The sequence below is a fragment of the Erysipelothrix sp. P66 genome (assembly GCF_038682365.1).
In the GTDB taxonomy this organism is placed as follows: domain Bacteria; phylum Bacillota_I; class Bacilli_A; order Erysipelotrichales; family Erysipelotrichaceae; genus Erysipelothrix; species Erysipelothrix piscisicarius.
In genome coordinates this window covers 1,514,725-1,527,591 of the sequence record NZ_CP152290.1, presented here as the reverse complement: position 1 = coordinate 1,527,591, position 12,867 = coordinate 1,514,725, and the positions used below count along the sequence as shown (strand labels likewise).

9 protein-coding genes are annotated in these 12,867 nt (G+C 33.9%); all 9 read left to right on the top strand.

Features of this window, described 5'->3' with window-relative positions; translation table 11 throughout:
* Positions 1 to 28: 28 nt before the first annotated feature.
* The 9 genes from AAG186_RS07525 to AAG186_RS07485 all read left to right on the top strand — a co-directional run bounded on the left by AAG186_RS07525 (position 29) and on the right by AAG186_RS07485 (position 12,853).
* The gene (locus AAG186_RS07525) at positions 29 to 1,420 is read left to right on the top strand and encodes a helix-turn-helix domain-containing protein (protein ID WP_342621558.1); all 1,392 of its coding nucleotides are present in this window, start codon (positions 29 to 31) and stop codon (positions 1,418 to 1,420) included.
* Positions 1,421 to 1,528: 108 nt separating this feature from the next.
* The gene (locus AAG186_RS07520) at positions 1,529 to 4,573 is read left to right on the top strand and encodes a peptidase (protein WP_342621557.1); all 3,045 of its coding nucleotides are present in this window, start codon (positions 1,529 to 1,531) and stop codon (positions 4,571 to 4,573) included.
* A gap of 93 nt (positions 4,574 to 4,666) precedes the next feature.
* Complete coding sequence (locus AAG186_RS07515) at positions 4,667 to 4,984, top strand: hypothetical protein (RefSeq protein ID WP_342621556.1); 318 nt, start codon at positions 4,667 to 4,669, stop codon at positions 4,982 to 4,984.
* Between the two features lie 81 nt (positions 4,985 to 5,065).
* Complete coding sequence (locus AAG186_RS07510) at positions 5,066 to 5,887, top strand: helix-turn-helix transcriptional regulator (protein ID WP_342621554.1); 822 nt, start codon at positions 5,066 to 5,068, stop codon at positions 5,885 to 5,887.
* Positions 5,888 to 6,048: 161 nt separating this feature from the next.
* Positions 6,049 to 7,854 (top strand): EpsG family protein, encoded by a 1,806-nt coding sequence (locus tag AAG186_RS07505; RefSeq protein WP_342621553.1) that lies wholly within the window; start codon positions 6,049 to 6,051, stop codon positions 7,852 to 7,854.
* A gap of 39 nt (positions 7,855 to 7,893) precedes the next feature.
* Complete coding sequence (locus tag AAG186_RS07500; RefSeq protein WP_342621552.1) at positions 7,894 to 8,925, top strand: stealth family protein; 1,032 nt, start codon at positions 7,894 to 7,896, stop codon at positions 8,923 to 8,925.
* Positions 8,926 to 9,086: 161 nt separating this feature from the next.
* Complete coding sequence (locus tag AAG186_RS07495; RefSeq protein WP_342621551.1) at positions 9,087 to 10,985, top strand: nucleoside-diphosphate sugar epimerase/dehydratase; 1,899 nt, start codon at positions 9,087 to 9,089, stop codon at positions 10,983 to 10,985.
* Positions 10,975 to 12,186 carry a DegT/DnrJ/EryC1/StrS aminotransferase family protein gene (locus AAG186_RS07490; protein ID WP_342621550.1) on the top strand — a complete coding sequence of 404 codons (1,212 nt, stop codon included), beginning with the start codon at positions 10,975 to 10,977 and terminating at the stop codon, positions 12,184 to 12,186. The genes AAG186_RS07495 and AAG186_RS07490 overlap by 11 nt, the downstream gene beginning before the upstream one ends.
* Positions 12,179 to 12,853: a sugar transferase gene (locus tag AAG186_RS07485; RefSeq protein ID WP_342621549.1), complete on the top strand. Its 675-nt coding sequence runs from the start codon at positions 12,179 to 12,181 to the stop codon at positions 12,851 to 12,853. The genes AAG186_RS07490 and AAG186_RS07485 overlap by 8 nt, the downstream gene beginning before the upstream one ends.
* Positions 12,854 to 12,867 lie beyond the last annotated feature (14 nt).

Sequence of the window (12,867 nt, the reverse complement as noted above, 5' to 3'; positions counted from 1 at the left end):
AGTTATTGCATAAAGATGGAGAGATTTTATGTTAAATTTATTGAATACCTTAGATCGTAATCACTATCAACTGATTACTTATCTTAACAGTGACGCACAGCCACATGCATCAGTGGGAGATTTGTCGAGTCACTGCAAATGTTCTGAAAAAACAATTTATACCTACCTTGATCAAATTGCTCAGGAGTGGGAACCATTACTAATTATAGAAAGCCATAGTGGACGCTATTATGTTGATGAGTACAATCAAAAAACCAATGAGCAGATATTAAGGACGTTTTTGATGCGGTCGTTATCAATTACTCTTTTCATTGATATTGTAAAGAATCCAGAAACATTAAATGAAGATCGTATGAAGCAGTTTTATATTAGTGAATCAACTTTTTATCGAACTTTACGTATGATGAACAAAGAATTTGGATCAAGCGCAATTCAGTTTAAGCGAAATGGTAGTAGACCTGTCAGTATTGTATCCGAACAAGAGCATTATATCCGTAAGTTTGTAACCTGTTTAATTCTAGAACTTTATGGTACGAAAGATTTGGATGATATTTTAAAAATTAATTTAGAAGAAGCGAAATTAGTGATTCAAGAAGTTTTTGATTGTAAAGGGATATACTATGACAGTCTTACATTGATATTCAGTGTGACTCTATTTGTGGTTTCTGAATTGAGAGAGCAACAAGGGTTTCACAGTAATCTATCCGCGATACCCGCGACAATGGTGAAAGGGGTCGATTTCTCAAAGATTTTTAAGGGCTATCGTGATTATGACGGAACTCACTGTATGCAAAGCTTGTCCGAAGTACTGTACTACCATACGCCAATTTTCGATCCGAGTGAAACAAAGTCGTTTTCGGATGCTTTTCTTGACGAACTTATGACCAAACATGGTTATATTCTGAGTAATGATACTCAGAATTTTATAAGTTTAATTCATCAAACCCTTTTAAATAACTACAATCTATACCCTTTTAAAACATCTTTGTTTATTGATCGGATTGCAGATTTTATGCATGGATTTTATGAAGAACATCCAAAGATTCGTAGGGATTTTTACCAATCACTTAACGCCTCGCAGACAATCTCGCTCAATCCGGATTTATATCTCGATGATTTATTGTATTGGTCAATTATGAATTGTCCAGATATTTTAGAACAAAAACCAAAGATAATGCGCATTTTAATCTACTCGGATTTAGGCATTCAGCACGCGATGTACATACGAAACAATTTGATGTGTCGATTTAAGTTGGATGCGACCCAAATTCAAATTGATTGCATGAGTTACTTTGAACTGACTTCGATGGACTATGACCTATGCATCGGTAATACCCCAACCACGAGTGATGTTATTTTGATTGATGACTATCCAAGTCAAAAACAATATATAAATATTTTAAGGAAAATCATTTTTTGATGTGATTTTCATCACAATTAGATAGAACCAACATCTACAATATGATTGTAAATCGTGAATGTAAGACACCCCTTTGCTTCCGTTATAATAATAAAACAAAGGAGCGTTATGATGAAAAAGAAATTGATGATTGCATTAGCGAGTTTTTTATTAATTCTATCTATAATTCCGTTAAGCGCAAGTTTTGAAGCGTTTAATTTAGAAAGTCATGCACTCATGACTTATGATTCATTCAATAGTGGTCAGAAAAACAGTATTGAATTTAAACTTAAAGCAACCGGAGCCCATACAACCTTTACCAATTTAAAAGTTGATGTATCGATGCCTCAGTTTGTTCAGATGGACATAACGTCAATAAAAAATTCTCTTGGAGCTGATTATAATGTAACTCGGACAGACCAAGGATTATCGATTACAAAAGCAATTTTTGAATCAGGAACATATTTGGAGTTGCCATTTATTTTTTCAGTTCCAAATGGTGTTACCCCTACAAGTACGCCATTAACATTCAATGTGAAAGTAGCCACGGACCAAGTAGAAAAAACAGATCAAGTACTAACGACAACCGTTGAGGCAAGTAGTCCTCTTAAAGTAACGAAAGCGTATGAAGGACTTAAGGATTCAAGGTATAGTGGATCTTTAGGTTTAAGTCCTGGTATGGAAAGTGTTTGGGTTACTAAAGCACAAATTGATCGGCAAGATCAAGGGCAACTTTATATTAAAGAGGGAAGCCGAATTATGATTCAAGAAACTTATCATGAATCATTAGAATACCAAGGTATGATAGAAGGACCAAATCCTGATGAAGTAGATCGAGATACTCGTACGCTTATATGGTATTTTGATGCACCGACGTATCTTGAACAAGATCAAATGGATGCATTATTATTTCAAAAAAATTTAAAAATAAATTATAAAGCGAACCCTAGACCTTTAGATGTACCCATTCCTGAAGTACGAGTCACAACGCGTTTGAAGTTTACGAATGTTGATGATGTGGTTCTTGAAGATACTTCGTATGCGGAAACAACCTTGTATCCATCAGAAAGTGAAACACCTGAAGTTGATGGAAATTGGTATGTTCCCGGGCACTTTAGTCCGATTGATCCATTCGGAAATCATTCTACGGATTTCCAAGCGCTTAATAAACGTCCAACGGTATACCCTTGGGCAACGTTAACGTATGCACATCAGATGACGGCTCTAGAGCATGGTGCAGATGGTCGATATGTGGAGTATAAATGGAACTACTATATTAATAAGCATTTACGTCTTGAATCGTTTAAAGCACCAGGACGTTTTGATTATCGCCCAACGACAGATTATGGTGATGCGACGCCACTGCATGAACAACCTATCCTGCATGCACATGTTTATGATAGTCAAAAACAACTTATCGCAACATTTAAAGATTTAAAACATGATCAAATTATTACTCGTGAAGAAATCTTAGAGCAAAATCAATTACCAGAGTCAACACAGATTGCAAAAATCCAATATGATTTTGAGACAACAGTACCTGGAATGATGATTGATGAACCCCTACCACAAGAACATAATGGGCTTTCTCGCATGCCTACGTATACATTTAGTATCAAAGATACATGGCGCGATGATGCGAAGGATAATATCACTGAATTAAAGAATGAGATAGACATTGAAACTGCTTTTAGTTACGGCAGCAGTTCTAAATTAGTACGAGAACTTTATGATTTCAAAGACAATGCAGAAAATGACTACACTATTCGATTCCCAGATGGTCGTGTTGATGCGTGGTTTGAAGGATTTCACTTCTTGGCAGCCCCCCGATGGGCTAATGTAACCGAAAATCCGGAAGCATACCATCCAACTGTTACAAATAGTATCGAACTCCTTGATCAATACAAAGGACAAATTTATAAGGGTACGAATAAATTAAAAGTTCAAATAGTAAATGAACCTTCGTCTGTAGGTGCTGTTAGGGACAATGTTCATTCGATCATATATGTACCAAAGAGTTTACAATTTAAAGACTTAACGCCACAAGGGAATATTAAGTCGATTAAACGTCTTGGTGAGAGTCGCGGCAATCACGATGTTTATCATATAGAGTGGAACATCTCTCAATTGGCCCCTTATGAATTAGCAAGTCACTCTTTTGATGTGGAAATTTCGGGAGTGTTGCAAGACATTAGTTTAAAAATATTTACGTTACTTGAAGTAAACGATACGTTTGAAACACTTGCAGTCTCAAATCCTACAATTCAAGACACGCTTGTGATTGACTACGATCAATACACAACCCAAGCTACATTTGAATCAAAGAAAATGCTTCAAAGTCAGAACCATTATCAAATGATTTCAGATTATCAACTCAAGATTAAAAAATGGGTAAAGAATGAAAATGATACCCTGTATGATACACAAGCATATATCGAGTTAAACGATAAGATTGATTATAAATTACACCTTACAAATCATACGGGGAAAGTGATCAATGAATTCGTATTGATGGATATTCTACCAAATATTGGTGATCGTGGGATTACAGATTTTACACAACGCAACAGTGAATTTGATGTAAGTCTCAATGGTCCAGTAGGTGTTGATGAAACATTGTTTGATGTATTTTATAGTACTTCTTCCAATCCAAGTCGTGAAGATTTAAATCGTGTCCTTACAACTGAAGGCTTTGATGTAATCGAGGATAAGGATACTTCTGAACCAAATTGGATCACCGTAGCAGATGTGACGGACTGGAAGATGATTAAAAGCTTTAAAATCGAATTGAAGGATCAAAAAGAGCTTTCGGAACTTCAAAATTTTGAATTCACTTTCCAATCTAAAATTACCAATCCAGATGTGGTTACTCACAAGTTGGAAAGCACACCAAATCTTACTGCATGGAATTCATTTGCGGTCGCAATCAATGGTCATCCTACTATTGAACCGTTAAAAGTTGCGGTTCGAACCGGTACCACAATACCCGAAGACAAGCCAAATGAACCTTATGAAGAAGATCCAAAAGAAACACCAAAAGAAACGCCGAAAGAGTCAGAAAATCCGACACCGGCATTACCTAACACAGGAATTGCATCATCAAAAATGCCTTACTTAGCAATTGGGTTAGGAAGTTTCTTTGTATTTAATGGATATAAGAAGCGACGAAAATAAATATGGGATAAAAGCAAACAGTTTTTTTTGAACTGTTTGTTTTTGCTTTTAGTTACATGATAGAATGAAGTTAATATAATGGAGGTGATTCAAATGGAATATCTATGGCCCATTACAGGTGTTTGCTCTGTTGTGATTGTGTTGTTGAATCTCTTTAGGAGTTTAACGGGACGCATGAAACATTGGTATCTTTTCTATTCTTTATCGTTTATATTTCCAATCTTGTTTTTATTGAGTGAATATTATCTTATAGTCCGTTTAGTGAATCACGATGATTTTGGTACAATTGCGGATGTAGCACCAACAATGTTCACGATTATTACGGGTTGTTGTCTCGTGGCATTTATTCTTAACGGTATTTCATTATACTTTTATGTCAAACACTATAATTTAAGAAAAAACTACTCATAAGTAGTTTTTTTTGTCGCAACCAAACGGTTCTAGGCTAAAAAATGAGGTTATGATAGGATTTGGATAAAAGGAGCGGTGATCATGATTATAAATCAACAAATTAAATTTTATCGAACAGAACAAAAGATGAGTCAGGAAATGTTAGCGGAAAAGCTAAACATTTCACGTCAATCAATTTCTAAATGGGAACGCGGCGAAAGTCTACCTTCTATCGATAACCTCATTCGCTTGAGTGAAATACTAGGGATTCCCTTAGATGATTTGGTGAAAGGAAAGGAAAGTTTTCCAATACCCTTTCGCTTCGGTCAAAACACATCGAAAATCTTTTTCGTAGTGTTTGTCTTTTTGACAGCACTTGTATGTTTTGTGACTTACGCCATCAAACCAAATATCATAGTTGTGCTACTTGTTTTTGGGTATTGTTATGGGATGGTAAGTTTAATAGGATTTCGTCATTTCCAAGACTACTATGACTACTTTGTAGTTTGGCATCAAGGCATCGAGGTGTACACAGGAACGAAATTCAAACTAACAGCTACATTGTTAAGCTTCATGGGTAAACGTAAGACCAAGCAAATTCCTTATGCTTCAATTGAGTCAATGAAAATATACTTTAATAATAAAGGGTATGATCCAGCGAGACATGAAGGATTAAACTATCGAAGAAGACAAACAGTTGTGGGAAGAGAAACGTTTAGTCTTATTCTCACAACAAACTATCAAGAAAACTATACCTTAAATCTTGATCGTCTCTTTTACCCACAAAGCGATGAATATAAGTACTTTTCCGCAATTATGAGTTTTTTTGAAAAACATGAAGTAAAGATTAAAGATGCTTATGGAATCCTAACAGCAATCTCAAATGAATATGACTTAATTGAAGCTGCATATCGAAACCGATAATCGGCTTAAGCCTTACCCTAAGTATTTGACAAGTACGTAAAATTCAAATCTTAGATACATTATAAGTATTGCCTATAATAATATGGTATTATAATATTGGTATTTAACAAGATTATTACCCAATATTAATGTAGTAGTTTAATGAATGTGAGGAATTTATTGTGTATTATTTTAGTTTTATTTACTTATGTGCATTTTTATACTTTGGGAAGCATTTAGACTCAAAGAAAAAATTCATCGTAGCTGCACTACCGTTTATCTTGATTATCTTTTTAAGGTTTGGTGTAGGGGCAGATTATTTTTCATATCAAACGATATACGAGTCCATTGATCCTCACCGGATTAATGAATCTTTCGCAAGCCTACCTAAAATTGAAACTTTGTTTAAGGTATTAATGCTTGGTGGTCGTGCAGTCGGTATGAATTATCATATTTTTTCAGGATTACTATGCACGGCAATTCTACTTGTAGCATTATTTTGGATTAAGGACAGTTCTGATAACTTTGAGATGGCAACGTTACTTTACTTCTCAACATTTTTCTTATACTGGAATTTGGGTGCGTTAAGACAAGTTATTGTTATTGTGGGATCGATGTATGTTTACTTTAATCGAGATCGAGATTTTGACTGGAAAATCAAGGGATTAACAACAGCTGTTTTATTCTTTATTCATGGAACTGCACTTGTTGTTCCAGTTATCTATATAGCTACAAAGATAAAATGGTCGTTTAAGTGGTTTATATTAATTTTTGTGCTATTTCCACTGACCCGTTTAATATTCACACCTGCAGTTTTATCAATTTTTCAGAACATCCCAATACTATCGAAACTGCTTCTATACTCAGATGCAGATCATATTAAAATTTTAAGTGTACCCTTTTTATTACGATTCGCAATTTTTGCGGTAACGATGGTTCATTACAATAAATTAACTGAAAAATTCGCAAGTCAGAAGAATCTAATTGATTTTGTATTATTGAATATGTTGCTTTACTTCTATCTTCCGTTTTCAAAAGTATTGGGAACGCGTATTACGATATTTGGGTACTATGCGATTGTAATTATTTTACCGATGATTCTGAGCCTTTATGAAAACAAGAAAATTTATAAATTAGCATTTGTCGTGCTATTAGGCTTTAATGGAACTCAATTCTATAATGAATTAGCGAAACAGGTGAAACGTACGGGTTATGAATATTCACCAACTCGATTAAATCTCGAAACTATTTTCCAAAAGAATTATGCAAGCTTTAATAACATGTATGCTTTTGAAGTTCAAAATGGTGAATTGGTAAAGGCTCAAGTTAAGGATTATCAGCAAAACAAGATGCGCACTGTATATGCTCAAGAAGCGCTCTATGATGCAAATCTTGCTCATTTATCTGTGAAGTTCCCAGAAAGTGAAAAAGTTAAAAAAGGTGAAGATTTCTTAACTTATGGTATCGTGAATGAAAAAGGACAAATTGTGGAATTACCTACAGCCAAAAGTCGATTTAAGATCTATGGGCCTTTTGTGGAAGAAACAATCGGTGAAAGATCCTATTCAAGTAAATTGTATCGTAAGATAGGAAATCCATTAGTTGTAGACTATAAAACGGTGAAACCAACAATCGATGCACGAAATGAGTTTAACAGTGAAAGAGATGCAAAGCCATTCCCATTGACAATGGTGCCAAAACATAAAGTCATTGAGTATGATGCACTGAATGAATATAATAAAAATACGGTTTGGAGAGGATCCATTTATAAAGACTTAACGTTTACAGATAGATCTTATTTTATGATTCAAACAGAACACTCTAATTATTTCTCAATCATTGATGAAGAGGGAGCGATTCTTACAGATAAGTTCTATTCATCAATCAGTCCATTTGATGCCGATGGTATCGCAGTAGGAACGACAAAATACTCTCGTGAATACTTAGACTATAATGGAAATATAATTTGGATGGAATTGTACGAATAAAATCTGGCTTTCACTGCCAGTTGCTAGGGAGGTATAGCCATGAAATCGTTAAAAATTGATTTTGTTGTCCCGTGGGTGGACGGAAGTGATAAAGATTGGATTCGTGATCGACTCCAACTCGAAGGTAAAGATGTTGAAATTACAGAAAGTGATTATCGAGATTGGGATATCTTTAAATACTGGTTTCGTGCAGTAGAGAAGTATGCACCATGGGTCAATAATGTCTATTTAATTACCTATGGACATTTACCGGAATTTTTAAATGTTGATCATCCTAAGTTGAAGATTATTAATCATACGGATTATATTCCAAAGGAATACTTACCAACATTTTCATCTCATGCAATTGAATTGAATATGCATCGTATTGAAGGTTTAAGTGAACACTTTGTATATTTCAATGACGATATGTTTCTAAACAAACCGGTAACTCCAGAAGATTTCTTCAAAAAGGGTCTTCCGTGTGATACTGCAGTTATTAATCCAATTGTACCTGCACGCTATGATACAATCTCGAATATTATGATCAATGATATCGGAGTGATTAATCAAAATTTCAGTAAACGACAGGTCATTAAAAAGAATTTGGGAAAATGGTATAACTATCGTAATGGTGTGCTCAACGCATTAAACCTAATCTTTACACCATGGTCACGGTTCCCTGGACTTTATCAACAACATCTCCCAACGTCATTTTTAAAATCAACTTTTGAAACAATTTGGGATAAAGAATATGACGTATTACATCAAACATGTTTACATCAAATACGTGACTACAAATATGATGTGAATCAATGGGTCATCAAAGAATGGCAAATGTGCGAGGGTAATTTCATGCCAAGAAGCCATAAAATTGGCGATCGTTTCCTTATTGATAGTCTTGAAGAAGCTCAAAAAAGTGCTGCAGCCATAAAGTCTGACAAGTATAAAATGATTTGCCTCAATGATCATTATAATGGTGAAGATCTTGATGAAATCATTGAAACGCTTATAAAGGCTTTTGAATCTAAACTATCAAAGATAAGTGAATTTGAAAAAAATCAATATAACCTGAATAAACAAAAAAAGTGAGCTTTCGAAAAAAGAGCTCATTTTTATTTGTTTCAATGCGATAGTTAAAATAGGGTGAAAAGGCACTATTATGCAAAGGGTATGAAGATTATGAAATATAATGTCACACTGATAAAACGATATTTAATGATATTATGTGATATAATATTTCCGTTATATAAATGCATAAAAAAGTAATAGGGGAAGGTTTGGGGAAATTAATGAAAAAGAATAAAGTTTTCATGGTGTTTTTTGATATCTTAGTTTTGATTCTTTCAATTATCTGTGGTTTATCAATCTTGAATAATTCGAGTTATATCATGAAATTATTGTATCAGCGAGTTGGACTCTTCGAAGTAGGATTAATAGTTCTCGTATATCTTATTTTTTATAAATTGTTTTCACTTGATAAGATGGTGTGGAGAAAGATATCTATTCATGAAACAATTCGTATTGGGATGGCAAATACTATGGCGTTTTTAACCTGCATGGTAATAATAATTATTCGTAATAACGAACTCATTGGAATACGTGCTATGATCATTATTACAGGGCTAAATGTCTTATTACAGCTTGCAGTTCGTTTTGTTGTTCGTTACTATTATGACAAAAAAGAACGAGTCGCAATAAAAGGAAAAAAACTCCAGTCAATTCTGATTTATGGTGCTGGTAGTGCGGGTCAAATGATACTGAATGAAATAAGTCGAAATAATGAATATGGATATAAAGTTATCGGATTCATTGATGATAATCCAAACTTGAAAAATAGTATTATTTATTCAGTGCCAGTTCTAGGTAGCATTGAAGATATCGAAAAAGTTGTTAAGAAATACACTGTAGAGTGTGTTTTTGTTGCGATGCCATCTCAACCCTTAAATATTCAAAAAGGAATTATTAATAAACTTGTAAAGATTGGTGTAGATGTAAAGACTGTGGAATCAGCACAAAAATTAATTCAAAACAAAAACCTTAAAAATAGTCTTCGCAAAATTGAAATTAGTGATTTACTTAATAGACCTGAAATAGTTATAGATGATATAGGAATTTTTAAACAATTGGATGGTCAGAGAATTTTAGTGACAGGAGCAGGTGGATCTATTGGGTCTGAACTTGTTCGACAAGTTATTAAATATTCTCCTGAGTCACTTATATTATTGGATATTAATGAAAATAGTCTGTATGAAATCCAACAGGAATTGAATATGCTTATGCGCTCTGGAGATATTCCCATAATAGAAATTAAAGCTGTAATAACATCGATACGTGATTTAGATGCGCTTGAATCTCTATTTGAACGAGAAAAGCCAACAGTTGTCTTTCATGCCGCAGCTCATAAACATGTACCACTTATGGAATATGTTCCAAAAGAAGCTATTAAAAATAATATATTTGGAACGAAGAATTTAATTGATTTATCGGATAAAAACAACGTGAAGTTGTTTGTCAATATTTCAACTGACAAAGCTGTCAATCCTACAAATATTATGGGTGCGACAAAGCGGTTTAATGAAATGATGCTTCAGAGCAAAGATGCTAATTCGAAAACAAAATATGTTGCTGTACGCTTCGGAAATGTATTGGGATCAAATGGATCCGTTGTTCCTCTATTTAGAAAACAGATTGAGCAAGGGGGACCAGTCACAGTAACTCATCCGGACATCATTCGTTACTTTATGACAATACCAGAAGCAGTAAGTCTTATTCTTCAGGCAACTGCTTATGCCAATGGTGGAGAAATATTCGTTTTAGACATGGGAAAACCAGTGAAAATTTTGAATCTTGCAGAACAAGTAATCAAATTGAGTGGATTTCAACCATATACGGAAATTGAAATTGAATTCACTGGATTACGTCCAGGAGAGAAACTATATGAAGAATTACTTATGTCTGAAGAAGGTCTCAAAAAGACTGAAAATAACTTAATCTACGTAGCGAATCCAATCGTAACTGATTCAGAAACGATAGATGAATCATTGGAAACATTAGCGACGCTACTTCTAATGGAAGATAGCGAAATTTCTAAGAATTTATATAAGGTCGTTCCGACATATACTCATAAGGAGAAAAACAATGAAAAATAGAAATATTCCATTTTCACCACCTGATATTTCTGAGAAAGAAATTGAACTTGTAGTTGAAGCGATGCGTTCGGGCTGGATTACTACAGGACCTAAGACCAAGCAATTTGAATCACAATTAGCTAACTACTGTGATACCGATAAAGTTGTAACAATGAATTCTGCGACAGCTGCAATGGAAATGACATTACGTCTATTAGGTGTAGGGCCGGGAGATGAAGTAATTACGAGTGCCTATACTTATACAGCATCCGCAAGTGTAATTCATCATGTAGGGGCTAAAATCGTTCTTGTAGATATTCAAGAAGGAAAACCTGAAATGAATTACAAGTTATTGGAAGAATCAATTACTGAGAAAACGAAAGTTATTATTCCGGTGGATATTGCTGGAATAATGTGTGATTATGACAAAATATTTGAAATAGTAGAAAGAAAAAAAGAACTCTTTACACCAAACAATAATCTTCAATCATTATTTGGAAGAATAGTTGTTATGGCGGATGCTGCTCATTCATTTGGCGCTAAATATAAAGGGAAAATGTCGGGGCAAGTTGCGGACTTTACAGCTTTCTCTTTTCACGCTGTCAAAAACTTAACCACGGCAGAAGGTGGAGCTGTAACATGGAGAAATCAAAGTTTTATTGTTAATGAAGAACTATATAAAGAATATATGCTTCTCATTTTACACGGTCAATCGAAAGATGCTCTTGCGAAGAATGTTCCTGGTTCTTGGGAATACGATATAATTGCACCAAATTACAAATGTAATATGACCGATATTCAAGCAGCAATCGGAATTTCACAACTTGAACGATACGATGATATTCTTGAGGTTAGAAATCATCTTGTAAATTCATACAACGAGCAAATCGATCGTGAATTTAATAATATCCTACATCTTGATCACTTGAACGAGTATCAAGATTCTAGTTCTCATCTTTACTTTATTCGTATAGTAGGCATAAACGAAGAGGAACGAAATAGCATCATTATTAAATTGGCGGAGCGTGGAATTTCAACAAATGTACACTATAAACCACTTCCTCTATTAACTGCTTATAAAAATTTAGGTTTTGAAATCAATGATTATCCGGCGGCATACAATTTCTATCAGAATGAAATCACATTACCACTAAATAGTTTGATGGTTCTTGAAGATGTAGAATATGTTGTTGAAAATTTAATTGAGGTTCTAAATGACTAATTACCAAAGTATTATTGATAGTAAAATAAATTTAGTTACTAGATCCGAGCGAAAAATATCATTATTTAAACAATTTACAAAAAGAACTTTTGACTTACTTTTTAGTCTGTTAGGAATCGTAATTTTATCACCAGTATTAATTTTTGTTGCAATATGGATTAAATTATCAACAAAAGATCGAATTATTTATAAACAACAGCGAATGGGGAAAAACTTAAAATTATTCAACATTTATAAGTTTCAAACAATGGTCCCGGATGCGGATAAGATTGGTCCACTTGTTACTGTAGGAAATGACCCAAGGGTAACTAAGCCAGGACGAGTTCTAAGAAAGTACAAAATTGATGAGCTACCACAATTATTTAATGTGTTATTTGGAACAATGTCGTTTGTAGGTCCACGGCCAGAGGTTCCTAAATATCTACCATATTATAGTGATAAGCATTTGAAGTTATTCACGATTAAACCTGGCATTACGGATATCAGTTCAATAGAACTAAGAGATGAAGAGTTATTTTTAGAAGAAAATTCAAATCGTATCGATTATTACGAGACGGTATTGTTGCCACAAAAATTGAACAATTCATTAACCTACTTAGAAAAATACTCGGTTTTATATGACGTAAAGTTAATATTGAAAACCATAAAAAAAGTTGTTTTATGTTAAGTTAGATTTAATTT